Raw genomic sequence first — 22,760 nt, 5'->3', positions numbered from 1 at the left:
CCGTGCCGGGGCTCCGCCCCGAACCCCGCGCCGCCTTTCAGCCCCGCCGGCGTTTGAGGCGCGGGGGTCCGGGGGCAGCGCCCCCGCAACGGCGCCGCAGGTCACGGCAGCGCTGCGGCCAAGGCGGCCAGCGTCGGGGACCACGCGCTGTCCGACGGCGTCCCGTAGCCCACGACCACCGCATCCCGCGCGGGCAGCGCGACCGCCTCCGGATGCCGGAACCGCCCCAGCCCGTGCAGGGCCAGGTCCTGCCACGCCGCCGACTGCAGGACCGACCGCTCCGTCCCCCCGGGAAGGTCCAGCACGGCGTGCAGCCCCGCCGCGATCCCCGACACGCCGACCCGGTCCCCGACCGCCGCCACCAGCTCGTCCCGGCGCCGCCGGTACCGCAGCCGCATCCCGCGCACGTGCCGGTCGTACGCCCCGGAGGTGAGGAACTCCGCCAGCGTCAGCTGGTCCAGCGCGCCGCACGCCCACTCCGTGGGCCGCTTGGCGTCCAGCACCTCCTCCAGCAGCCCCGGCGGGACCACCATCCAGCCCATCCGCAGCCCGGGTGCCAGGGACTTGCTGGCCGTACCGAGGTACACCACCCGGTCCGGGTCCAGGCCCTGCAGCGCGCCGACCGGCTGGCGGTCGTAGCGGAACTCCCCGTCGTAGTCGTCCTCCAGGATCAGCCCGCCCGTGGTCCGGGCCCAGTCGACCGCGGCCGCCCGCCGCGCCGGGGTGAGGGCCACGCCCGTCGGGAACTGGTGCGCCGGGGTCAGCAGCACCGCGCCCGCCGTCGCGGTCAACTCCCCCGTCCGGGCGCCCTCCGCGTCCACGCCCAGCGGGCGCGTCCGCAACCCCGCCCGCACCAGGAGGTCCCGGTGGAAGTCGAGCCCGTACCCCTCCACCGCCACCTCCCGTACCCGCCGCGCCCGCAGTACGCCCGCCAGCAGCGTGAGCCCGTGCAGGAAGCCCGCGCACAGCACGATCCGTTCGGGGTCCGCGTACACCCCGCGCGCCCGCGCAAGGTAGCCCGCCAGCGCCTGCCGCAGCTCGATCCGGCCGCGCGGGTCGACCGCGTACCCGAACGCCTCGTTCGGCGCGTCGATCAGCGCCCGCCGGGCCGCCGACAGCCAGGCCGCGCGCGGGAATCCGCCCAGGTCCGGGGAGCCGGGGATCAGGCTGTACGCGGGCCCCTTGCGCGCGGGGCGCCGTACCGGGGCGGCGGCCGCGGGCCGGCGCGGCCGGGCCCGTTCGGCGACGCGGGTGCCGGAGCCCTGGCGGGCCGTCAGCCAGCCCTCGGCGACGAGCTCGGCGTACGCCTCGGCGACGGTGTTCCGGGCGATGCCCAGGTCCGCGGCGAGGGAGCGGGACGACGGCAGCCGGGTCCCGGCCGCCAGCCGGCCGCCGCGCGCGGCCTCGCGCAGGGCCTCGGTGAGTCCGGCCCGTAGGCCGCGTTTGGCGGTGAGGTCCAGTTGCAGGTGCAGGTCGGCGCCGAAAGTGGCCCACGATTCCGTCATGGATATGGACCATATCGGCGGGCCGCCCGACTCCTAGGGTCGATCACATGACGACCACACACGAACACGCCCCCGAGCACACCCCGCGCATGCACATGGCGAAGCTCGCCCCCGAGGTCTACAAGGCGGTCCTCGCCCTGGAGCTCGCCTCCAAGAAGGGTCTGGACCCCGCCCTGGTCGAGCTCGTCAAGATCCGGGCCTCCCAGATCAACCACTGCGCCTTCTGCCTCGACATGCACAGCAAGGACGCGATCGCCGCAGGTGAGAGCGTCGAGCGCATCGTCCAACTGGGCGCCTGGGAGGAGTCCCGGCACTTCTACACCGAGAAGGAGCTCGCCGCGATCGAGTTCACCGAGGCCGTCACCGTCCTGACGGACGGCTTCGTGCCCGACGAGGTCTACGAGAAGGCCGCCGAGCAGTTCGAGGAGCGCGAGCTCGCCCAGCTGATCGCCGTCATCGCGACGATCAACGTCTGGAACCGCATCGGCGTCACCACCCGCATGGTGCCGGGCCACTACAAGCCGGGCATGTACAAGTAGGACCGGTCGTCGCGGTCATCGCGGTCATTGCGGTCATTGCGGCCTGAACGACTCCACGGCCGCCGTCAGGTTCGCGCGCACCGTCGTGCCGTCGGTGGCCGGACCGGCCGCCAGCAGCGCCCACCGCCCGCCGTCCGGGGCGACGGTGATCCGCTCGATCGCGCGGCGGCGTCCGTGCGACTCCTGGTTGTCGTACTCGTACACCAGCTCGCAGGACTCACCGGGCGTCGGATCCAGGGAGACCTCCTGGTAGCCGGGCCGCCGCTTTCCGAGGTCCTGCGAGGAGATCCGCAGCAGCTCGCACGTTCCGACGCTGTCCGGCTCGTTGACGCGGAAGATCTGGATCAGCGCGCTGCGGTCCCCGGGCCGGCGGTAGAAGGAGCCGCTGCCGTCCTCGTCGAGGCTGCGCTCCCAGCCCGCGGGGACGGCGACCGAGAAGCCGCCGTCGTCGCGGACCACCGTGTACGGCGGCGGGACCGAGGGCGACGCGGAGGGCGGGGAGGACGACGTGGTGCCCGGGGCCGTGTTCGGCCGGGTACCGGACGGCGCGGCCGGGCTCCCCGAGGCCGACGGGGCCGCGGCGGGTGCCTTCGGCTCCTCGTCGCGCAGGACGAGCCAGCCCGCCACGGCGCAGCCGCCCACCACCGCCGCCCCGACGGCCACCAGCATTGGGACCTTCCACGGCCGGTGCCGACCCGGACCGCCCTGGCCGCCCCCTTGCGGGCGGGGCGGGTACGAGGGTGGGGCCGGGGGCGGGTACGAGGGCGGGGGCGGGGGCGGCTGGTCCGCCCACTCCCAGCGCTGCGACTGCGGGTTCCAGTGGGCGCCGCCGCCGGTGGCCACCGGTCAGCTCCCCAGCGAGGCGAGCAGCCCGCCGAGGGCGGCGGCCGCGTTCACCGAGTCCACCAGCGGGGCCCAGCGCTGCAGCGCGGCCCGCAGCCGGGCGGGCAGGCCGGGCCGGATCTCCCCGGCCTCCTCCAGCTCGCCGGCGGCCTCGTCCAGTTCGGCGTCGAGCGCCGAACGGTCGGCGCTGCGGGGCAGGTGGACGAGGGCGATGCGCAGCTCCCGTACGGCCTCGAGCAGTTCCGCCGCGCCCGGGGCGTCCGCCCCCGTACCGCCGTGGTTGACGGTCGTGTTGGTGATGTCGCTGCCGCCGATGCTGAAGGTGCTGCCTTCGATGCGGTTGATCCGCACCTCACCGGTTCCCCCGTCGTGCGTCACTGCCGATCTCCCCTGTCCGTGTGGTGGCTCGTCCTATTGTGGTGTCCGCTGCCGCCCACGCTGAACGCGCTGTGGCTCACCGACTGGATGTACACCCCGCCCTCCGCCACGGTGACCGCCCGCTGCGCGAACTCCTCCGTGTGCCAGCCCGCTTCGTGCAGGGCCAGGGTCACACCGCCGACGATCCGGTCCTGGATGGTCTTCAGGTACCGGTCCAGGTCCATCAGCTGGAACAGCGAGGCGTCCTCCTGCGCCGCCAGCTCGCGTACGGAGACGGCCGGGCCGGCCGGCAGCGCGCCGCCGTGGCCCTCCGTGGCGATCTGCCACGGCCCGCGGCTGCCGCCCGACAGGGTGGCGAGCGCCTTGGAGAGCGAGCGCGGGGCGTGCCGCAGCGCCCAGACGGCCTTGGCGAAGGGGTTGTTCCGCAGGTGTCGCCGGGCCACGTCGTCGGCTTCCTGGAACTCGGGCCGTACGGGCAGCAGCACGTGCGGCGCCACCTCCAGCATCAGCATCCCGCCCTGGGTGTGGACGCGTACGAAGACGGTGATGACGAGGTTCTCGTCCCAGCCGCCGACCCGTACCCGCAGGAAGTGGCGGCGGCGCTCCCCGCCCTCCTCCACGGCTCCGGCCCGGTGCGCGGCGAAGGCCTGGTCGGAGAGGTCCGGCTCGTGCGCCGCCGGCAGCCCGGAGGCCGGCAGGAACACGCACTCGTCGACGACCAGTTCCCGCAACCGGTCCAGTACGGCCTGCTCGGCCTCCGGGGAGCCGTGCGGCGACGGGACGCGCAGGGATTCCAGCCGCGGCCGGATCCGCGCCACGATCCGCTCGTTGTCCAGCGGTTCGGGCTCCACCCCGTCCGTGCGGGGTCGCAGCTCGACCGACAGGTGCCAGGGGCGGTAGGCCGCGCCGGCGCCGCAGAACGGGTCGTCGACGTTGTAGATGACCAGGCGGCTGTGCTGGGTCCGCAGGATCCGGTCGCGGGTCCGGGCGAACCGGCTGCCGGAGGCGGGGTCGGCGTTCGGGTCGGCGTACCGCGTCCGGCTGAGCGAGGTGCTGATGACGCGGGCGAAGTGGCCCCGCTGAAGGCCGACGACCAGGGTGAGCAGGGCGAAGACGATCAGGGCGGTCCAGGCGTACGCGCTCGCGAGCACGTAGCCGAGTTCGGGCAGCCCGAAGAAGAGGGTGAACGGCTCCCGCTCGATCCCCCGCAGGATGTGTTCGTAGAGACTGAGCGAGTCGTCGGCGCCGCCCACGTTCGTCTCGCCTTCCAGCGCGCCCTGCAGCACGCCCAGGCCGACGCCGACGAGCAGCACGTAGCCGCAGCCGCGCAGGAGGAGTTCGAGGAAGCGGCTGCCGCGTCCCGTCTTCTCCCGGCGGCGCGCGATCCGCCCGGCGCCGCTGAGGAAGCCGGCCGGGAGGAGCAGGAAGAGCAGGAGGGGTTGGGCCAGCAGCAGCCCGAGGCCCCACACCGCCAGGACGGCGAAGGCCCAGGCGACTTCGGCGCGGCGGGCCTGGAGCGCGTGGGCGAGGACGCGGGCGGCGTCGAAGCCGTAGGAGGGCGCCACGAAGCGCTCCTCGTGCACGTAGAGCTCCTGGATCACGCGGTCGCGGTACCCGGCGTCGAGATAGCTGCCGGCGCACAGCAGCCGGCCTGCTTCGCTGAGCGAAGGGTGCACGGGCGTTCTGTCGTCCGCGGTGCTTGTCACCGAATCCCCCTTTCGGTGTGCGGAGGGAAACGATAAGGCGATCATCGGGTGCGCGACAGGCCCGATCACGCCAAAAGGCCCCGGCGCATTGCGGAAGAGCGGATCGGGTCGGGCGACCGGATCAGATCAGGCCGAGCTCGCGAACCGCGTCGCGCTCCTCCGACAGCTCCTGGACGGAGGCGTCGATGCGGGTGCGGGAGAACTCGTTGATGTCCAGGCCCTGGACGATCTCGTACTTGCCGTCCTTGCAGGTGACGGGGAAGGAGGAGATCAGACCGGCCGGGACGCCGTAGGAGCCGTCCGACGGGATACCCATCGAGGTCCAGTCGCCCTCGGCGGTGCCGTTGACCCACGTGTGCACGTGGTCGATGGCGGCGTTGGCGGCCGAGGCGGCCGAGGACGCGCCACGGGCCTCGATGATCGCGGCGCCGCGCTTGGCGACGGTCGGGATGAAGGTGTCGGCCAGCCACAGCTCGTCGCCCACGACCTCGGCGGCGTTCTTGCCGGCGATCTCCGCGTGGAAGATGTCCGGGTACTGGGTCGCCGAGTGGTTGCCCCAGATGGTCAGGCGCTTGATGTCGGAGACGGCGCTGCCGGTCTTGGCGGCCAGCTGCGAGATCGCGCGGTTGTGGTCCAGGCGGGTCATCGCGGTGAAGCGCTCGGCCGGTACGTCCGGGGCGGCGGCCTGCGCGATGAGCGCGTTGGTGTTGGCCGGGTTGCCCACGACCAGGACCTTGATGTCGTCCGCGGCGTGCGCGTTGATGGCCTGGCCCTGCGGCTTGAAGATGCCGCCGTTGGCGGCGAGCAGGTCGCCGCGCTCCATGCCCTTGGTGCGCGGGCGGGCGCCCACGAGCAGCGCGACGTTCGCACCGTCGAAGCCCTGGTTCGGGTCGTCGAAGATGTCGATGCCGGCGAGCAGCGGGAAGGCGCAGTCGTCGAGCTCCATGGCGGTGCCCTCAGCGGCCTTCATGCCCTGGGGGATCTCCAGAAGACGGAGCTTGACCGGCACGTCCGCGCCGAGCAGGTGACCGGATGCGATGCGGAAGAGCAGCGCGTAGCCGATCTGGCCGGCGGCGCCGGTGACGGTGACATTCACGGGAGTGCGGGTCATGGCCTTCTCCGTTAGACAGCTGGCGGTGGGGCGTCCCTGCCCCATGTGCTGGAGGACGCCGCTCCCCAGTAAATCTTGACGTGAAGAGACATCCGCGGTCAGGCTATCCGACCCGGGACCGGGCTAATCCCCGGGTCCCTGTGGTGCGCGGCACACGGACCCCGATGTTCGAAGGTTCGACCAGCCTCCGGACCGCTATTCGACCAGGAAGATCTGGCCCGTCCGGTGCCCCTCGATCGACTTGACGTAGGCGTTCGCCGCGCGCGCCACGGGCACGGCGTCGAATCCCGCGAAGGTGTCCCCGTACGCGTCGAGGGACTCCTCGAAGACGGTGGGGCTGACGGCGTTGATCCGCTGGCGGCCGGGCAGTTCGACGGCGGCGGCGCGCACGAAGGCCTCGACGGCGCCGTTGACCAGGGCGGCCACCGATCCGGTGAGCAGGGGCTCGCGGGCGGGAGAGCGCCTGGGTCTCGGCCCCGGAGCCGAGCAGTTGCCGCGAGATGCTGCTGCACGCCTGCCGGAACGCCGGGTTCACCCCGCGCATCGCCCACGAGTGCGCGGACCTGCGGTCCGGGCTGTGGCTCGTCGCCACCGGGCAGGCCGTGTCGATCCTGCCGAAGCTGCTGTGCGACGCCCCGCCGCCCGGCGCGGCCGTACGGGTGCTGCCGGGCCCGGGGCGGACGCTGGACGTCGTGGTCCGCGCGGGCACGGAGACCCAGCCGGCCGTCGCCGCGACCCTGGCCGCGCTCACGTCGCTCGCCGCTGTCACGTCACCCGCGTCGCCCGCGTCACTCACCGCACGGTGAAGCGGACCGCACTCTCCATGAACGGGAGCACCAGCCACGGCTTGGGCGCCGCCATCACCAGCGCGAGCAGCGTGATCGCCACGCCCAGCAGCCCGTAGGTGATCATGTCCGTGAAGCGGGAGCGGACCGCGAGCATCCCCACCGAGGGCAGCACGCGCCGCATCACCGAGGCCGCGATCAGCGCCACGCCGATGGCCAGGCAGCCGACCCGCGGGTGCCCGAAGGCCGTGGCCAGCAGCCCGACCGCGGTCGCGGTGAGCACGCTGAGCATCGGCCACTGACGGGCCGGCGTGGACACGGCGCCGGGGACGGCGCGACCGCTGCCCTCGGGGCGGGCGGTGTCCCGGGTGATGGAGGGGAAGCGGCGGGACCTGGCCGCCGGCTCGGCCCCGGCGGCCGTGCCGGGAGCGGCCGGCGCACCGGGTGCGACGGGCGTGGCGGGTGCGCCGGGCGTGGCGGGTGCGCCGGGCACGACGGGCGTGGCGGGCACGACCGGGGCGACGGGGGTGCCGTTCGCCTTGGTCGCGCCGGCGCCCGCCGCGTTCTCCGCGTCCGATTCAGCCCGCACTGGTGGTCCGTTCCGCCGCCTCGACGACATTGACGAGCAGCTGGGCCCGGGTCATCGGGCCGACCCCGCCCGGGTTCGGCGAGATCCACGCGGCGACCTCGGCCACGCCGGGGTGCACATCGCCGACGATCTTCCCTTCCCCGTCCCGGCTGACGCCCACGTCGAGCACGGCCGCGCCCGGCTTCACGTCCTCCGGCTTGACCAGGTGCGGGACACCGGCCGCCGCGACGATGATGTCCGCCTGGCGCAGCTGCGCGGAGAGGTCGCGCGTACCGGTGTGGCAGAGCGTCACGGTGGCGTTCTCGGACTTGCGGGTCAGCAGCAGGCCGATGGAGCGCCCGACGGTGATCCCGCGGCCGAGGACGACGACGTGCGCGCCGTTGATGCCGACGTCGTGGTGACGCAGCAGTTCGACGATCCCGTACGGGGTGCAGGGCAGCGGTCCCGGCTCGTTGAGCACCAGCCGGCCGAGCGACATGGGGTGCAGGCCGTCGGCGTCCTTCAGCGGGTCCATCAGCTCCAGGACCCGGTTGGTGTCGATGCCCTTGGGGAGCGGGAGTTGGACGATGTAGCCGGTGCACTCCGGGTTGGCGTTGAGCTCGCGGACGACCGCCTCGATGTCCTCCTGGGAGGCCGTCCCGGGCAGTTCGCGCTGGATGGAGGCGATGCCGACCTCGGCGCAGTCCTTGTGCTTGCCGTTCACGTACCAGCGGCTGCCCGGATCGTCACCGACCAGGAGGGTGCCGAGGCCGGGGGTGATGCCCCGGGCCTTCAGGGCCGCCACGCGGGCGGTCAGTTCGGACTTGATCGCTGCGGCGGTGGCCTTGCCATCGAGAATCTGGGCGGTCATGCCCCCATCCTCCCGGATGAGGTGGCCCCGGTTCCAGTCAAGGCACTCGCAGGGGCTCAGGGTTCATTGCACTTGCACAACAAGTCACGGCCCGTAGCCCAACCGGCTGGACAAGTAACGGCCGCGCGGACCACGATGAAACGACTGAGTGCCGCGGGCAGTGCCGGGGGGCGGACCGCACCGTGCAGGATTCCTCCGCGCTCGTGCCGTGCGTCCCTGCACCACACGGAGGAACACCCCACCATGAGCTTCGGCGACCCGCACAACCCGTACGGACAGCAGCCCCAGGCCCCGCAGGGCCAGCCCGGCTACGGCTATCCCCAGCAGGCCCCCCAGGGCGTCCCGCCGCAGGGCGGCTACGCCTACCCGCAGCAGGCCCCGCAGGCCTACCCGGGTGGCTATCCGGGTGGTCCGGGCGGATACCCCGGGGCCCAGATGGAGATGCCGGGCGGGGCGAAGGCCGCGCGCGTCATCCTCTTCATCGTGGGTGCCCTGCAGGCGCTGGGCGGCCTGTTCTTCATCATCGGCGGTGCCGTGTTCGCCGCGGCGCTCTCGGACTCCTCCAGCTCCTCCACCGAGGACGTGGGTGCCGTCGCGGGCACCGCGGGCGTCGTCGTGGGCGTCCTGTTCATCGGCTTCGCCCTGTGGCCCATCCTGACCGCGGCCAAGCTGGGCAAGGGCCGTGGCGGCGTACGTGTCTCCGGCATCGTCTACGGCTCGCTCCAGACCCTCTTCGCCGTTCTCGGCGTGCTGGTGAACCTGGTCGCGCTCGGCGCGAGCGAGCACACCACGGGGTCCGGCGGCCTCACCGTCATCTCCGTGCTGCCGTCCGTGATCTCCCTCGCCCTCGGCCTCACGATCATCATCGGCCTCGCCAAGGCCGGGGACTACTTCCGCCGCCCCCAGTACTGAGTCGCCCCTTCCGCACACGGCGAAGGCCGCGACCCGCGGTGCGGGTCGCGGCCTTCGCCGTGTCGGGGTGAGCCGGACTCAGTGGAAGAAGTGCCGGGTCCCGGTGAAGTACATGGTCACGCCGGCCTTCTTCGCGGCCTCGACGACCAGCTCGTCACGGACCGAACCACCCGGCTGGACCACGGCCTTGATGCCCGCGGCCGTCAGGATCTCCAGCCCGTCCGGGAACGGGAAGAAGGCGTCGGACGCGGCGTACGAGCCCTGCGCGCGCTCGGCGCCCGCCCGCTCCACGGCGAGCTTCGCCGAGTCGACACGGTTGACCTGGCCCATGCCGACGCCGACCGAGGCGCCGTCCTTGGCGAGCAGGATCGCGTTGGACTTGACGGCCCGGCAGGCCTTCCACGCGAAGGCCAGCTCGGCGAGCTCCGCCGGGGACAGGGCGTCGCCGGTGGCCAGGGTCCAGTTGGCCGGGTCGTCGCCCTCGGCCTGGAAGACGTCGGACTGCTGGAGCAGCACGCCGCCGGAGACGGGCTTGAGGTCGCCCGGCTGGTGCGGGTGCCCGTCCACCTTCAGGACGCGGATGTTCTTCTTCTTGGCCAGGATCTCGACCGCGCCGTCCTCGTAGGCGGGGGCGGCGATGACCTCGGTGAAGATCTCCGCGACCTGCTCGGCGAGCTCGACCGTCACCGGGCGGTTGACGGCGATGACGCCACCGAAGGCCGACAGCGGGTCGCAGGCGTGCGCCTTGCGGTGGGCCGCGGCGACGTCCGTGTCGACCGCGATGCCGCACGGGTTGGCGTGCTTGATGATCGCGACGCAGGGCTCTTCGTGGTCGTAGGCGGCGCGGCGCGCGGCCTCGGTGTCCACGTAGTTGTTGAAGGACATCTCCTTGCCGTGCAGCTGCTCGGCATTGGCGAGTCCGCCCGGCTGACCGTCCGTGTAGAGGGCGGCGGCCTGGTGCGGGTTCTCGCCGTAGCGCAGGGTCGACTTGCGCTCCCAGGCGCCGGCCAGGAACTCGGGCAGGACCGCCTCGGGCTCCGGGGCGTACGCGTTCGTGAACCAGGAGGCCACGGCCACGTCGTAGGCGGCGGTGTGCTGGAAGGCCTCGGCCGCGAGCCGCTTGCGGGCGGTGAGGTCGAAGCCGCCGCCCTGGGCCGCCGCGATGACGTCGGCGTAGCGGGCCGGGCTGGTGACGACCGCGACCGAGGGGTGGTTCTTGGCGGCGGCGCGGACCATCGACGGGCCGCCGATGTCGATCTGTTCCACGCACTCGTCGGGGGTGGCACCCGACTGGACGGTCGCCAGGAAGGGGTAGAGGTTGACGATCACCAGGTCGAAGGGCTCGACGCCCAGCTCGGCGAGCTGGTTGCGGTGGTCCTCCAGGCGCAGGTCGGCGAGGATGCCGGCGTGCACGCGCGGGTGCAGGGTCTTGACCCGGCCGTCCAGGCACTCGGGGAAGCCGGTCAGCTCCTCCACCTTGGTGACGGGCACCCCGGTGGCGGCGATCTTCGAGGCGGTGGAACCGGTGGAGACGAGCGCGACGCCCGCCTCGTGCAGCCCGCGGGCCAGCTCTTCCAGTCCCGTCTTGTCGTAGACGCTGATGAGCGCACGCCGGATCGGCCGCTGGTTCGTGGTCGGGTCGTTGCTCGCTGCGGTGTCTGCGGCGGTCACTGGATTGTTACCTTTCGTCCCTCAATGCGGTAGCCGTGCCGGGCCAGGCGCCCCACGACATCGACGAGCAGCTGGCGCTCGACTTCCTTGATGCGCTCATGGAGAGCGGCTTCGTCCTCCCCGTCCCGGATCTCGACCACACCCTGGGCGATGATCGGACCGGTGTCCACGCCGCTGTCCACGAAGTGGACCGTGCAGCCGGTGACCTTCGCCCCGTAGGCGAGGGCGTCCCGTACCCCGTGCGCGCCGGGGAAGGCCGGGAGGAGGGCGGGGTGGGTGTTGATGAACCGGCCGCCGAAGCGGTCGATGAACACCTTGCCCACGATCTTCATGAATCCGGCGGACACGACGAGGTCCGGCGCGTAGGCGTCGGTCGCCTCGGTGAGGGCGACATCCCACTCCGCGCGGCTGCCGTAGCCCTTGACCGGGCAGACGAAGGTGGGAATCCCCGCCTTCTCCGCCCGCTCCAGGCCGGCGATGTTCTCGCGGTCGGCCCCCACGGCGACGACTTCGGCGCCGAAGCCCTCGGAACCGCCGGGGTGGGCGTCGATGGCGTCGAGCAGGGCCTGGAGGTTGGTGCCGGAACCGGAGACCAGCACGACCAGGCGGGAGGCGGCCATGGGAGGCCCTTTCTCGCGGGATTGCGGTGTTCGTCTTGTGTGGTCATACGAAACTTCGGGGTACCGGTATATGGGGAACCATACGAAGCCACCGACCGCCTGCAACGATACCGGTACACGGGACAGCCCCCGAGGGACGGGGGGACGGCCGGGCGGTAGCGTCTGGCGTACAAGCCACGAACTGGCCTCACCTCGCCACGACGTCCCGCGACGTCCATGACACAGGGGAAGAAACACACCCGATGCCGGACCGCCGCCAGCCCGACTCCCCCACCGACGACAACCCCTTCGCGGCTCCGCCGGAAGGCCGGCCCGACCAGCCGTGGCAGCCGCGCAGCGGTGGTGGTGGCGACAACGGCGACGGCGACGACCGGAAGGACTCGGACGGCGGGCGGGGTCCGGCGCGCTGGGACCCGACGGACCCGATCCAGCGCCGCGCCCGCTACGCGCTCCTGGCCGGCATGTGGGGCTTCTTCTTCGGGATCTTCGGGATCCCGTCGGTCGGGCTGCTGCTCGGGGCACTCGCCCTGTACTGGGGAATCAGCGCACTGCGCGGCAAGCCCGCACCGGCGACCGCCGAGGGCGCCCCCGCGGCACCGACCGGCCTGGACGCCCTGGGCCCCGCGGCCCGCCCGCAGCGCACCGCGGCGGTGAGCGGCCTGGTCACGGCCTCGCTGGCGATCCTGCTGGCGTTCAGCTCGTACGCCCTGCAGCTCGCCTACAAGGACTTCTACGTCTGCCGCGACGACGCCCTCACCAAGTCGGCGGAACTCCAGTGCAACACCCTCCTCCCGGACAACCTGGTGGGCGACGTCCTGAAGGTCCGCCAGTAACGCACCGACGAGGGGCGCTTCAGGCGCCGCCGCCCCGATTCAGCCTCGCCAGGGGGCACCTCCCAGCGGTAGCTGGGGGAGTTTGAGGCGCGGGGCCCGGGGCGGAGCCCCGGCAGCGGCGCTGCAGCCGGTCCCCCACCCGAACGGCCTACTCCGGTGGCGGCTTCCGCCGGGCCAGCACCCGTGCCCCGACCACCGGCGGAGCCAACGGCGCTGACACCGGCTCGGCCGGAGCGGCCGGAGCGACCGGCTCGGCCGGCTCGGCCGGCTTCGGCGCCAGCAGGCCCGGATCCAGATCCAGCCCGGACACCACGGTCACGGCCCGCCGCCCCGGCACCGCGGGCGGAGCCACCGGCACCGGCACCGGCACCGCAGGAACCGCAGGAACCGCCGGAGGCACAGGCACCGGCGCAGCCATCTCCGGAACCAGCGCCCCGGCAGCCTTCCGCAGCGCCGCCCACCGGATCTCCCGCACCCCGCTGTCGTGCCACCGGTCGTCCACGGCCATCGCGTCATCGGCATCCAGGGCGGACGGCCCGATGGCCGGGCGGTTCCGCCACGCGTGCACCGCCACCGCGACCGGCACGGCCAGTACCGCCGTCCAGGCGAAGGCCGCCACCCCGGTGGTCCACCACACCGGCCCGAATTCCGACAGCAGCCGCGAGCCCAGCGGCCCTGCCGAGGCCGCCGCGAGCCCGGCCATCGTCAGACCGCACACCACCGCGCCGAGGGCCGCCGTGAGCGCCGTCTCCCCGGACGAGACCTCGCGCGCCCGGCGTACCGCGAACCAGCCCACCGCGAGCCCGGCGACCACCGGTACTCCGGCGGCCGCCCAGGTCAGCGGGGTTCCGGCCCCCTCGGCCGGGAGCGCCGCCAACAGCGGGAAACGGGGCAGCCCGGGCGCGCCCGGGAAGCCCAGCGGGGTGGCCGTCACGTGGGAGCCCAGGGCGAAGCCGGGCCCGAGGGCGTAGGCCGCTCCCCAGACCATGGCGTTGGGGATGAGGGTGAGCGCGAGCAACAGGACGGCGAAGCGGCCCGACCACACCCCGGTCAGCGACAGGAAGGAGGCCTGGACCTCGGCGCCGTGCCACGCGAGCGAGGCTCCGACGACGAGCGCGCCGCCGCCCAGGAGCACCAGGGATCCGCCCGCACCCGCCCGGAGCGCGAGGGCGTATCGGGGGCGCACAACGGCCTTCCGCACGCCCCCTGGGATCCAGGACGGCAATGGCCCGAGCGGACGGCCTCGCGCTCCCCACACCCCGCCTGCGGCGGCGAGCACGGCCACGAGAGGGACGTGCCAGGCCGCGCTGATGGGGTCGGCCGGCATGGGGCCGCCGGCGGCGTACACCGTGGCGAGGGCCCCGACGGCGAGATATCCGCAGAGCACGGCCGAGAACACGGCTGCGGCGGGCAGCACTTCCTCGCCGTCCTCCTCGGCGGCGCTCCCCAGCCGGGCGGCCCGCCGCATGAGCAGCACGGGCAGCGCGACGAGGAGCAGGGGCGTCATTCCGACGGGTGCGGGGATGCCGGACAGGGTGTCGTAGCGCACCAGCTCCGTCCCGTGGGCGAGCAGCCACAGCCCGGCTGCCAGGTGCAGGGCCCCGCCGGGGCCGCTGTCGGGGTAGGGCGAACTGATCCACAGCACGATGACGAGCACGGCGAGGAAGCCGAGCCCGAGTCCGGCCGCCACGGCGCCGCCCACGACGCATGCGGCGGCGGCCGGTGAACGGCGCCGCACGCCGGCTCGCGGGGCCGCTGACAACGGGGTCCCGCGTTCGGTCACTTGGGTCACCCCGCCATGGTGCCAACGACACGCGCTATGGACGGGTAACAGGCGAATGCCCGTGGTGTCGCTCAATATACGTTTATGTACTTTTTCGCCCAGAGCTGTCGGTGTGCGGGGAGTGTGGCATGACACGAAGCGTCGAGACGACCTCCTCAGAGGACTCGGAGCTGAGCCTGCCCGCCCCCAAGGAGCGCCGCAGACTGCGCGAGGCGGCGGAACTGACGCACGATGAGGTCGCCGCGGCCGTGGGCGTCACCGCGGCGACCGTCCGCTCCTGGGAATCGGGCCGCACGGCCCCGCGCGGGCGCAAGCGCGAGCTGTACACACAGTTCCTGGCGCACCTGGCGACCCGGTCGCAGGACGGCGGTCCGGCCGGCGCGCCGGGGGAGGCGAAGACGGCCAGGGCGGCGGAGGAACCCGCCGCCGACCCACCTGTCCCGGACCCGCCGACCCCGGACCGCCCGGCCTCGGACACGCCGACACCCGACCGGCCGACCTCGGACACGCCGACCCCCGACCCGCCGACCTCGGACGCGCCGACCCCCGACGCGCGGACCGAGCCCGAGCAGCTCCCCGCCGAGCCCCCCGCGCGGGTCCCGGTGCCGGGCTCGGCCGAGGCCTTCGACGCCCTCTACGCCCTTGCCGCCCGTGACCTCGCCCGGCAGGCCTACCTGCTCACCGGCCGCCGGGCGCTCGCCCTGGAGGCCGTGGAGAAGGCCTTCGTCCAGGCCTGGGACCGGTGGCCCGAGGTGACCACCGACCCGGACCCGGTGGGTTGGGTGCGCGCGATCGCGTACGAGTACGCACTCTCCCCCTGGCACCGCTTCCGGCGCGCCCACCGGCATCTCGACAAGCCGCCCGCCGAGCCCGCCGACCGGATCCTGCTCGACGCCCTGCTCTCGCTGTCGCCCGCGAACCGCCGTACCGTCCTGCTCTACGACGGCGTCGGCCTCGACCTCCCCGACACCGCCGCCGAGACCGAGGCGACCACGCCCACCGCGGGCAACCGGCTCGTGCACGCGCACGCCGACCTCGCCGACCGGATCCCCGAACTGGCCGACGTACCGCTCGAAAAGCAGTCCGCGCTGCTGCGCGACCTGTTCACCGCGCTGCGACCGGCCGTCGACCTCGAACCGCGCCCGGCCGCCGTCGTCCGCGGCGGCGGCGAGCGGCGCACCCGGCTGTGGACCCGCGCGACCCTCAGCCTGACGGCGATGATCGCCGTCTCGACGTCCTACACGCTCATGACCGCGCCCACCCACTACGAGCCCCCGCCGGCACCCGGCGAGAGCGTCTCCGGGGTCCCCCCGCTCGCCGGCCCTCAACAGCTCACCGAACGCGGCAAGCAGCTCCACGACAAGCTGCGCGCCGACCCGGGGGCCGGACCGGCACGGATCGCCCCGCGGATCGAATGAGAAACGGGCGTGGCCCGCACCCCCCGAGGGGTGCGGGCCACGCCCGTGCTCACGTGCGCCCGTACGGGGATCCGTACGGCGACCGCTTACTTACCGGCGAGGATCTCGCGCGCCAGCTTGGCGGTCTCGGTCGGCGTCTTGCCGACCTTCACGCCGGCGGCCTCGAGGGCCTCCTTCTTGGCCTGCGCGGTACCGGAGGAGCCGGAGACGATGGCGCCCGCGTGGCCCATGGTCTTGCCCTCGGGGGCGGTGAAGCCCGCGACGTAACCGACGACCGGCTTGGTGACGTTCTTCGCGATGAAGTCCGCCGCACGCTCCTCGGCGTCGCCACCGATCTCACCGATCATGACGATCAGCTCGGTCTCCGGGTCGGCCTCGAAGGCCTCCAGGGCGTCGATGTGCGTGGTGCCGATGACCGGGTCGCCACCGATGCCGACGGCGGAGGTGAAGCCGATGTCACGGAGCTCGTACATCATCTGGTAGGTCAGCGTGCCCGACTTGGACACGAGACCGATCTTGCCGGGCTTGGTGATGTCGCCCGGGATGATGCCGGCGTTGGACTGGCCGGGGGTGATCAGACCCGGGCAGTTCGGGCCGATGATCCGGGTCTTGTTGCCCTTGGCGGTCGCGTACGCCCAGAAGGCGGCGGAGTCGTGCACCGCGATGCCCTCGGTGATGACGACGGCCAGCGGGATCTCGGCGTCGATCGCCTCGACCACGGCGGCCTTGGCGAAGGCCGGCGGGACGAAGAGGACGGAGACGTTGGCGCCCGTCTTCTCCATCGCCTCGGCGACGGAGCCGAAAACCGGGACCTCGGTGCCGTCGAAGTCGACGGTGGTGCCGGCCTTGCGCGGGTTCACGCCGCCGACGATGTTGGTGCCGTCAGCCAGCATCAGCTTGGTGTGCTTCATGCCCGTGGCACCGGTCATGCCCTGGACGATGACCTTGCTGTCCTTGTTGAGGAAGATAGCCATGTGAGTCTGTGACCTCTGCCCTTACTTCGCAGCCGCGAGCTCGGCGGCCTTGTCGGCCGCGCCGTCCATGGTGTCCACGCGCTGCACCAGCGGGTGGTTGGCGTCCGAGAGGATCTTGCGACCCAGCTCGGCGTTGTTGCCGTCGAGACGGACGACGAGCGGCTTGGTGACCGCCTCGCCCTTGTCCGCGAGCAGCTGCAGCGCCTGGACGATGCCGTTCGCGACCTCGTCGCACGCGGTGATGCCGCCGAAGACGTTGACGAAGACGGACTTGACGTCCGGGTCGCCGAGGATGATCTCGAGACCGTTGGCCATGACGGCGGCGGAGGCGCCCCCGCCGATGTCCAGGAAGTTGGCGGGCTTGACGCCGCCGTGGTTCTCGCCGGCGTAGGCGACGACGTCGAGGGTGCTCATGACGAGACCCGCGCCGTTGCCGATGATGCCGACCTCACCGTCGAGCTTGACGTAGTTGAGGTTCTTCGCCTTGGCGGCGGCCTCGAGCGGGTTCGCGGCAGCGTGGTCCACGAACTCCTCGTGACCCGGCTGGCGGAACTCGGCGTTCTCGTCGAGCGAGACCTTGCCGTCGAGCGCGATGACGTCGCCGTTGGCGACCTTCGCGAGCGGGTTGACCTCGACGAGGAGCGCGTCCTCGGCGATGAAGGTCGCCCACAGGGTCACGAGGACCTCGGCGACCTTCTCGGCGACCTCGGCCGGGAACTGCGCCAGCGCGACGATCTCGCGGGCCTTCTCGATGGTCACGCCCTCGTTGGCGTTCACCGGGACCTTGGCGAGCTTCTCCGGGGTCTCCTCGGCGACCTGCTCGATGTCCATGCCGCCCGCGACGGACGCCATGGCGAGGAAGGTGCGGTTGGTCCGGTCGAGGAGGTACGAGACGTAGTACTCCTCCAGGATCTCCGGAGCCGTCTCGGCGATCATCACCTTGTGGACCGTGTGGCCCTTGATGTCCATGCCGAGGATGTCCGTCGCCCGGGCGACGGCCTCGTCCGGGGTGGCGGCCAGCTTCACGCCACCGGCCTTGCCGCGGCCGCCGACCTTCACCTGCGCCTTGACGACCGACTTGCCGCCCAGCCGCTCGGTGGCCTCGCGAGCCGCCTCAGGCGTGTCGATGACTTCACCGGCCAGCACCGGTACACCGTGCTTGGCGAAGAGGTCCCTCGCCTGGTACTCGAACAGGTCCACGCGCGTCCGTCCCTTGTCTTTTTAAAGATTCGCAGTGATTCGCGGTTGTCTGCTATCTGCGTGGGCGTGCCGCGGAGGGCAACGTGACGGCGCTGTCACAAGGAAGGCGCACACGGTGACCGTGGACGCGGCATGTCCGTCCCGCAGGTTATCCCCGAGGGCCGTGGGTCCCTAAATCGCAGATCACACCTGAGCGGTGATACCTGTCACAGATCGCCTCACGGTTGAACTGGAAGTTCGTGGGATTCACCGATTCACAGCAGCGGACGGGACGGGCCGGCCGGCATTCCGTCAGGGGATCGGCAGGGGGCGCTTCTCCAGCGCCGCGGCCATCACCTCCGGGAACAGGTCGGGAGTGCAGGCGAAGGCCGGCGCCCCAAGTGCCGCAAGGGCTGCGGCATGCTCGCGGTCATAGGCCGGGGCGCCCTCGTCGGACAGGGCCAGCAGGGTCACGAACTCGACGCCCGCCCCCTTCATCGCGGCGACCCGCTTCAGCATTTCGTTGCGGATACCGCCCTCGTAGAGATCACTGATCAGGACCACGACGGTGTCGGCGGGCCGGGTGATCTTCGATTGGCAGTAGGCGAGAGCACGGTTGATGTCGGTGCCACCGCCCAATTGGGTGCCGAAGAGCACGTCGACCGGGTCGTCGAGCTGGTCGGTCAGGTCGACGATCGCGGTGTCGAAGACGACCAGACGGGTGGCGATCGAGCGCATGGAGGCGAGGACCGCACCGAAGACGGAGGCGTACACGACGGAGGCCGCCATCGAACCCGACTGGTCGATGCAGAGGATCACCTCCTTCTTCACCGATCGGGCCGCCCGGCCGTACCCGATCAGCCGCTCGGGGACGACGGTGCGGTACTCGGGCAGGTAGTTCTTGAGATTGGCCTGGATCGTGCGGTTCCAGTCGATGTCGTGGTGACGGGGCCGGCTGATCCGGGCGGAGCGGTCGAGGGCGCCGGTGAGGGTGGCCCGGGTGCGGTTCGCGAGCCGCTTCTCCAACTGCTCGACCACCTTGCGGACCACGGCCCGCGCCGTCTCCTTCGTCGTCTCGGGCATCGCCTTGTTCAGGGAGAGCAGGGTGCCGACCAGGTGCACGTCCGGTTCGACGGCCTCCAGCATCTCCGGTTCCAGCAGCAGGGCGGCCAGGCCCAGCCGCTCGATGGCATCGCGCTGCATGACCTGGACCACGGAGCTCGGGAAGTACGTACGGATGTCCCCGAGCCAGCGGGCCACATTCGGCGCGGACCCGCCGAGCCCGGCCGACCGCGCCCCCGACGTCCTACGGGACCCCGCCTCGCCGCCCCCGCCGTACAGGGCGCCGAGCGCGGCGTCCATCGCCGCGTCCCGCCCGGTCAGCGCACACCCGGTGCCATCGGCCTCGCCCCCGCCGAGCACCATCCGCCACCGCCGCAGCCGCTCGCCTCCGGAGGGGTCCGCGGTGTCCCGTGCCGCCGCCACGCTCATGTCCGTACCGCTCATCCGTCCGTCCCCCTGCACTCGTCGTACTCGTCGCTCTTCGATTCGGCCCCGCCCCATCCAGCCCCGCCGGCGTTCGAGGCGCGGGGGTCCGGCGGCAGCGCCCCCGGAAACGGCGCCGCGCCTCACCCGGCGAGCAGCATCCGCACCAGCCCCACCACCGCGTCCGCCCGCTCCGTGTCCAGCTCCGGGGCGAAGCCCTCGGGGGCCGCGGACGCCGAGGCGGCGGCGACCGCACCGCCGGGACCGCGTCGCACCAGCTCGCCCAAGGTCCGTTTCACGCCCGGCTCGTACGCCCCGAACGTCCGCCGCAGCAGCGGAAGTACGTCGGTGAACGCGCGCTCCGGCACCCCCACCAGCCAGGTGTCGATCAGGCCCAGCAGCCGGTCGTCGTGGACGAGCAGCGTGCCCCCGCCCGAGCCGCCGCCCGCGAAGCCCTCGATCCAGCCCGCCGCGTCGGCCGGGGAGGAGGCCGGGGACAGGGCGAGCCCCATCAGCCGGGCCGTCTCCTCGGCCGGCAGCCGCCCGTCGTCGAGGAGCAGGCGGGCCGCGCGCCCGCGGATCACGCCGGGCACGGTGTCCCGGTCGGCCAGCACGGCGAGCACCGCGGACCAGCGCTCCCGCAGCCCTTCGTCGGCGTCCGCCAGCAGCCCGATCGCCCCGTGCACCCCGTCCACGTGGCCGCGCATCTCGGCGGCCGCGTCGGCGTCCAGTCCGGCCGTGCAGGCCGAGGGGAGCGCCACGCATATCCGCTCGGCGAGCCCGGCCGCCACGGCGCCGAGCGCCGTCGCGTCGGTGCCGCGGACGTCCCCGTACCGCAGCGAACGGGCCAGGGCCGGCAGGGCCTTGGCGAGCCGCGCCACGTCGGTGTCCAGCGCGGCCCGGTCCGCGAGGGCCCGCAGTACGGCGGGCAGCGCCTGCGCGAGCCCGGCCAGCAGGCACTCCTCGGCCAGGGCCGTCACCTCGCCCAGTTCCTCGGCCGCGGCGGCGTCCGCCTCGGCCTTGGCGGTGGCCGCGCCGAGGACGGTGGTCCCCCATATGCCGGCCTCGGCGATCCGCACCGACAGCTCCGGCTCCCACCGCAGCCGCCAGGTCTCCCGGAAGGTTCCGGTGCCGGCCCGGGACGCGACGGGTGTGCCCCAGCCGATGCCGAGCAGCCGCAGCCGGTGCAGCAGCAGGGACTTCGCCGTGTCGGTGTCCTTGCGCAGGTCCAGTTCCAGCTCGCGGTCCTGCGCCTCGGCCTTCAGCCGCAGCGTGCGCTGCTGTCGTGTCAGGTCGCGCTGGAGGGGTACGACGGGTGCTCCGTCCGGGACCTCGCCGAGCACGTCGCCGACGACGAGCCGGTCCTCGATCAGTGCGAGCGGTATGTCGGAGCCGTCGCACATCACGGCCCGGACCGCTTCCAGGGTCTCCGTCAGGCCCGGCAGCGGCCGGCCCCGCATCGCGGCGAGGGTCTCGGCCAGCCGGACCGCCTCGATGACATGGGCCGAGGAGACCTGCCGGTCCTCCTCGCGCAGCAGTCCGGCGACCTTGGTCAGCCACCGCTCGACGGGCCGGTCCGCGGCGGTGAAGAGGTGGGCGTACCAGCCGGGGGAGGTGATCCCGGCGCCGTACCCGCCGGCCCGGGCGAGCCTGCGGTGGGTCCAGGGCACCCAGGTGGTCTCCACCTTGACCTTCGGCAGGCCGCTCAGCAGGGCCTTGTCGGCGGCCACGGTGGCCTTGGCCCGCAGCGCGGGGACGTGCCAGGCCCCGCACACCACGGCGTAGGCGTCGCCGAACTCCCGGCGGGCGGCCCGCATCCGCTGCCGCATGTACGCCTCGCGCACCAGGTCGCGCCGGTGGCCCCCGTCGCCGTACGCCTCGCGCAGGGCTCCCATGGCCTCCCCGAGCGCCTCGAAGGCGCCGAGCACGTCCTCCCCCGCGCCCCGGGCGCCGCGGTGCTCGACCACGTCCTCCCACCAGCGCTCGGGGTCGTCGTACCCGGCGGTCTCGGCCAGCACGGCCAGGGGGTCGAGTCGGACGGCGTCGGGCTCGGACTCGGCCCCGTCCGGCCCGTCCGCTCCGGTGGCGAGCGAGTGCGCCGCCGGGAGGTCGATGAACCGGACCGGGACGTCGTGCTCCTGGGCCCAGCGGATGGCCACCCACTCGGGTGAGAACCCGGCCAGCGGCCAGAACGCGGCCCGGCCCGGATCGTCCGCCGCGTGCGCGAGGAGCGCGACGGGCGGCCGCATCCCCTTCTCGGCGGCGAGCGGCAGCAGCGCGTCCCCCTCGGGCGGGCCCTCGATGAGCACCGCCTCGGGCCGGGCCGCCTCCAGGGCCGCCCGGACGGCACGGGCCGAGCCGGGCCCGTGGTGCCGTACGCCCAGCAGCAGCGGGCCCCGCGTCGGGCTCGGGCTCATACGGTCACCTCCCGGCAGGCCCGGTAGAAGTCCTTCCAGCCGTCGCGCTCGCGGACCACGGCCTCCAGGTACTCCTGCCAGACCACCTTGTCGGCCGCCGGGTCGCGGACCACGGCGCCGAGGATCCCGGCGGCCACGTCGGAGGGGCGCAGCACGCCGTCCCCGAAGTGGGCGGCCAGGGCCAGGCCGCCGGTGACGACGGAGATGGCCTCGGCGGTGGACAGGGTGCCGCTGGGCGACTTCACCTTCGTGCGGCCGTCGTCGGTGACGCCGTCGCGCAGCTCGCGGAAGACGGTGACGACGCGGCGGATCTCCTCCAGGCCCTCGGGCGCGGCGGGCAGGTCGAGGGCGCGGCCCATCTGGTCGACGCGGCGGGCGACGATGTCGACCTCGGCGTCGGCGGTGGCGGGCAGGGGCAGCACCACGGTGTTGAAGCGGCGGCGCAGGGCGCTGGAGAGCTCGTTCACGCCGCGGTCCCGGTCGTTGGCGGTGGCGATGAGGTTGAAGCCGCGCACGGCCTGCACCTCTTCGCCGAGCTCCGGTATCGGGAGGTTCTTCTCGGACAGGACGGTGATGAGGGTGTCCTGGACGTCGGCGGGGATGCGGGTGAGCTCCTCGACGCGGGCGGTCATGCCCTCGGCCATGGCCCGCATGACGGGGCTGGGGACGAGCGCCTCGCGGCTGGGCCCGTGAGCCAGCAGCCGGGCGTAGTTCCAGCCGTAGCGGATGGCTTCCTCGGGTGTGCCGGCGGTGCCTTGGACGAGGAGGGTGGAGTCTCCGCTGACGGCGGCCGCGAGGTGTTCGGACACCCAGGTCTTGGCGGTGCCGGGGACGCCCAGCAGGAGGAGGGCGCGGTCGGTGGCCAGGGTGGTGACGGCGACCTCGACGATGCGGCGCGGTCCCACGTACTTGGGTGTGATCACCGTGCCGTCGTCGAGGGTGCCGCCGAGCAGGTAGGTGGCGACGGCCCACGGGGAGAGCTTCCAGCGGGTCGGGCGGGGCCGGTCGTCGGCGGCTGCCAGGGCTTTCAGTTCGTGTGCGAAGGCGTCTTCGGCGTGCGGTCGCAGAGCCTCTGCTCGCTGCTCGTTCTCGGGCATGGTCATGGTCCCCCTCCAAAGCTCGGCAGCCGCTCCCGACTGCTGACCCCACGGTGCACCACGCC

At 73.1% G+C, this 22,760-nt stretch carries 20 protein-coding genes and 1 pseudogene; 5 read left to right on the top strand and 16 right to left on the bottom strand.

Annotated features, from left to right (window positions below):
- Positions 1 to 101 precede the first annotated feature (101 nt).
- Positions 102 to 1,505, bottom strand: coding sequence for a PLP-dependent aminotransferase family protein (locus AB8A24_RS02515; protein WP_369474467.1), 1,404 nt, complete (start codon positions 1,503 to 1,505; stop codon positions 102 to 104).
- 47 nt (positions 1,506 to 1,552) lie between these two features.
- Here AB8A24_RS02515 and AB8A24_RS02510 point away from each other — a divergent pair, with 47 nt between their 5' ends.
- Complete coding sequence (locus AB8A24_RS02510; RefSeq protein ID WP_369474465.1) at positions 1,553 to 2,044, top strand: carboxymuconolactone decarboxylase family protein; 492 nt, start codon at positions 1,553 to 1,555, stop codon at positions 2,042 to 2,044.
- Positions 2,045 to 2,077: 33 nt separating this feature from the next.
- On the opposite strand, the gene AB8A24_RS02505 is transcribed toward AB8A24_RS02510, so the two are convergent.
- From AB8A24_RS02505 to AB8A24_RS02485, 5 genes are all read right to left on the bottom strand, one after another.
- The gene (locus AB8A24_RS02505; RefSeq protein WP_369474463.1) at positions 2,078 to 2,887 is read right to left on the bottom strand and encodes a hypothetical protein; all 810 of its coding nucleotides are present in this window, start codon (positions 2,885 to 2,887) and stop codon (positions 2,078 to 2,080) included.
- 3 nt (positions 2,888 to 2,890) lie between these two features.
- Positions 2,891 to 3,265, bottom strand: coding sequence for a hypothetical protein (locus AB8A24_RS02500; protein WP_051773466.1), 375 nt, complete (start codon positions 3,263 to 3,265; stop codon positions 2,891 to 2,893).
- Entirely contained in the window at positions 3,262 to 4,971 is a 1,710-nt protein-coding gene (locus tag AB8A24_RS02495) for a hypothetical protein (protein ID WP_369474462.1), read from the bottom strand. Before AB8A24_RS02495 ends, AB8A24_RS02500 begins: the two co-directional genes overlap by 4 nt.
- 121 nt (positions 4,972 to 5,092) lie before the next feature.
- Positions 5,093 to 6,082, bottom strand: a complete 990-nt coding sequence (locus AB8A24_RS02490) for a malate dehydrogenase (protein ID WP_328962004.1) — start codon at positions 6,080 to 6,082, stop codon at positions 5,093 to 5,095.
- Between the two features lie 195 nt (positions 6,083 to 6,277).
- Positions 6,278 to 6,508, bottom strand: coding sequence for a hypothetical protein (locus AB8A24_RS02485; protein ID WP_328962005.1), 231 nt, complete (start codon positions 6,506 to 6,508; stop codon positions 6,278 to 6,280).
- Between the two features lie 41 nt (positions 6,509 to 6,549).
- Here AB8A24_RS02485 and AB8A24_RS02480 point away from each other — a divergent pair.
- Positions 6,550 to 6,888, top strand: a pseudogene (locus tag AB8A24_RS02480) (LysR substrate-binding domain-containing protein); the annotation flags it as partial.
- On the opposite strand, the gene AB8A24_RS02475 reads toward AB8A24_RS02480, so the two are convergent.
- Together AB8A24_RS02475 and AB8A24_RS02470 are read right to left on the bottom strand one after the other, a co-directional pair.
- A complete protein-coding gene (locus AB8A24_RS02475) occupies positions 6,875 to 7,456 on the bottom strand; it encodes a DUF3017 domain-containing protein (RefSeq protein ID WP_369474461.1) in 582 nt (193 codons plus the stop codon). The pseudogene AB8A24_RS02480 and the gene AB8A24_RS02475 sit on opposite strands and share 14 nt — an antisense overlap.
- Positions 7,446 to 8,306 (bottom strand): bifunctional methylenetetrahydrofolate dehydrogenase/methenyltetrahydrofolate cyclohydrolase, encoded by an 861-nt coding sequence (locus AB8A24_RS02470; protein WP_030712694.1) that lies wholly within the window; start codon positions 8,304 to 8,306, stop codon positions 7,446 to 7,448. The genes AB8A24_RS02475 and AB8A24_RS02470 overlap by 11 nt, the downstream gene beginning before the upstream one ends.
- Positions 8,307 to 8,549: 243 nt before the next feature.
- On the opposite strand from AB8A24_RS02470, the gene AB8A24_RS02465 reads away from it, so the two are divergent.
- Complete coding sequence (locus AB8A24_RS02465; RefSeq protein WP_369474460.1) at positions 8,550 to 9,218, top strand: hypothetical protein; 669 nt, start codon at positions 8,550 to 8,552, stop codon at positions 9,216 to 9,218.
- A gap of 78 nt (positions 9,219 to 9,296) precedes the next feature.
- On the opposite strand, the gene purH is transcribed toward AB8A24_RS02465, so the two are convergent.
- Positions 9,297 to 10,889, bottom strand: a complete 1,593-nt coding sequence (gene purH / locus AB8A24_RS02460) for a bifunctional phosphoribosylaminoimidazolecarboxamide formyltransferase/IMP cyclohydrolase (protein WP_266381061.1) — start codon at positions 10,887 to 10,889, stop codon at positions 9,297 to 9,299.
- Positions 10,886 to 11,509 carry a phosphoribosylglycinamide formyltransferase gene (gene purN, locus AB8A24_RS02455; RefSeq protein WP_033219522.1) on the bottom strand — a complete coding sequence of 208 codons (624 nt, stop codon included), beginning with the start codon at positions 11,507 to 11,509 and terminating at the stop codon, positions 10,886 to 10,888. The genes purH and purN overlap by 4 nt, the downstream gene beginning before the upstream one ends.
- 242 nt (positions 11,510 to 11,751) lie before the next feature.
- Between purN and AB8A24_RS02450 the strand changes: the two genes are divergently transcribed.
- Complete coding sequence (locus AB8A24_RS02450; protein WP_033219520.1) at positions 11,752 to 12,342, top strand: hypothetical protein; 591 nt, start codon at positions 11,752 to 11,754, stop codon at positions 12,340 to 12,342.
- Positions 12,343 to 12,490: 148 nt separating this feature from the next.
- Here the strand turns inward: AB8A24_RS02450 and AB8A24_RS02445 are convergent, their stop codons facing one another.
- Entirely contained in the window at positions 12,491 to 14,134 is a 1,644-nt protein-coding gene (locus tag AB8A24_RS02445; RefSeq protein ID WP_369474458.1) for a DUF6350 family protein, read from the bottom strand.
- A 119-nt stretch (positions 14,135 to 14,253) separates the two neighbouring features.
- On the opposite strand from AB8A24_RS02445, the gene AB8A24_RS02440 reads away from it, so the two are divergent.
- Complete coding sequence (locus AB8A24_RS02440; protein WP_328962009.1) at positions 14,254 to 15,543, top strand: helix-turn-helix domain-containing protein; 1,290 nt, start codon at positions 14,254 to 14,256, stop codon at positions 15,541 to 15,543.
- Between the two features lie 86 nt (positions 15,544 to 15,629).
- Here the strand turns inward: AB8A24_RS02440 and sucD are convergent, their stop codons facing one another.
- From sucD to AB8A24_RS02415, 5 genes are all read right to left on the bottom strand, one after another.
- Positions 15,630 to 16,517 carry a succinate--CoA ligase subunit alpha gene (gene sucD / locus AB8A24_RS02435; RefSeq protein WP_030712716.1) on the bottom strand — a complete coding sequence of 296 codons (888 nt, stop codon included), beginning with the start codon at positions 16,515 to 16,517 and terminating at the stop codon, positions 15,630 to 15,632.
- A gap of 21 nt (positions 16,518 to 16,538) precedes the next feature.
- Positions 16,539 to 17,717, bottom strand: a complete 1,179-nt coding sequence (sucC, locus tag AB8A24_RS02430) for an ADP-forming succinate--CoA ligase subunit beta (protein ID WP_030389142.1) — start codon at positions 17,715 to 17,717, stop codon at positions 16,539 to 16,541.
- A 291-nt stretch (positions 17,718 to 18,008) separates the two neighbouring features.
- Positions 18,009 to 19,202 carry a VWA domain-containing protein gene (locus tag AB8A24_RS02425; protein WP_369474455.1) on the bottom strand — a complete coding sequence of 398 codons (1,194 nt, stop codon included), beginning with the start codon at positions 19,200 to 19,202 and terminating at the stop codon, positions 18,009 to 18,011.
- Positions 19,203 to 19,324: 122 nt separating this feature from the next.
- A complete protein-coding gene (locus tag AB8A24_RS02420; protein ID WP_369474453.1) occupies positions 19,325 to 21,598 on the bottom strand; it encodes a DUF5682 family protein in 2,274 nt (757 codons plus the stop codon).
- The gene (locus AB8A24_RS02415) at positions 21,595 to 22,701 is read right to left on the bottom strand and encodes an AAA family ATPase (protein WP_328962012.1); all 1,107 of its coding nucleotides are present in this window, start codon (positions 22,699 to 22,701) and stop codon (positions 21,595 to 21,597) included. The genes AB8A24_RS02420 and AB8A24_RS02415 overlap by 4 nt, the downstream gene beginning before the upstream one ends.
- Positions 22,702 to 22,760 lie beyond the last annotated feature (59 nt).

The organism is Streptomyces sp. BF23-19 (assembly GCF_041106355.1).
Lineage (GTDB): Bacteria > Actinomycetota > Actinomycetes > Streptomycetales > Streptomycetaceae > Streptomyces > Streptomyces virginiae_A.
The sequence above is the reverse complement of the archived record's forward strand: the minus strand, read 5'-3'. Positions and strand labels throughout refer to the sequence as shown.

Bases quoted from the DNA above. Each gene is read 5' to 3' on its own strand.
- AB8A24_RS02515 (WP_369474467.1), bottom strand. From the start codon at position 1,505: ATGACGGAATCGTGGGCCACTTTCGGCGCCGACCTGCACCTGCAACTG.
- AB8A24_RS02510 (WP_369474465.1), top strand. From the start codon at position 1,553: ATGACGACCACACACGAACACGCCCCCGAGCACACCCCGCGCATGCAC.
- AB8A24_RS02490 (WP_328962004.1), bottom strand. From the start codon at position 6,082: ATGACCCGCACTCCCGTGAATGTCACCGTCACCGGCGCCGCCGGCCAG.
- AB8A24_RS02470 (WP_030712694.1), bottom strand. From the start codon at position 8,306: ATGACCGCCCAGATTCTCGATGGCAAGGCCACCGCCGCAGCGATCAAG.
- AB8A24_RS02465 (WP_369474460.1), top strand. From the start codon at position 8,550: ATGAGCTTCGGCGACCCGCACAACCCGTACGGACAGCAGCCCCAGGCC.
- purN (WP_033219522.1), bottom strand. From the start codon at position 11,509: ATGGCCGCCTCCCGCCTGGTCGTGCTGGTCTCCGGTTCCGGCACCAAC.
- AB8A24_RS02450 (WP_033219520.1), top strand. From the start codon at position 11,752: ATGCCGGACCGCCGCCAGCCCGACTCCCCCACCGACGACAACCCCTTC.
- AB8A24_RS02440 (WP_328962009.1), top strand. From the start codon at position 14,254: ATGACACGAAGCGTCGAGACGACCTCCTCAGAGGACTCGGAGCTGAGC.
- sucD (WP_030712716.1), bottom strand. From the start codon at position 16,517: ATGGCTATCTTCCTCAACAAGGACAGCAAGGTCATCGTCCAGGGCATG.
- AB8A24_RS02425 (WP_369474455.1), bottom strand. From the start codon at position 19,202: ATGAGCGGTACGGACATGAGCGTGGCGGCGGCACGGGACACCGCGGAC.
- AB8A24_RS02420 (WP_369474453.1), bottom strand. From the start codon at position 21,598: ATGAGCCCGAGCCCGACGCGGGGCCCGCTGCTGCTGGGCGTACGGCAC.
- AB8A24_RS02415 (WP_328962012.1), bottom strand. From the start codon at position 22,701: ATGACCATGCCCGAGAACGAGCAGCGAGCAGAGGCTCTGCGACCGCAC.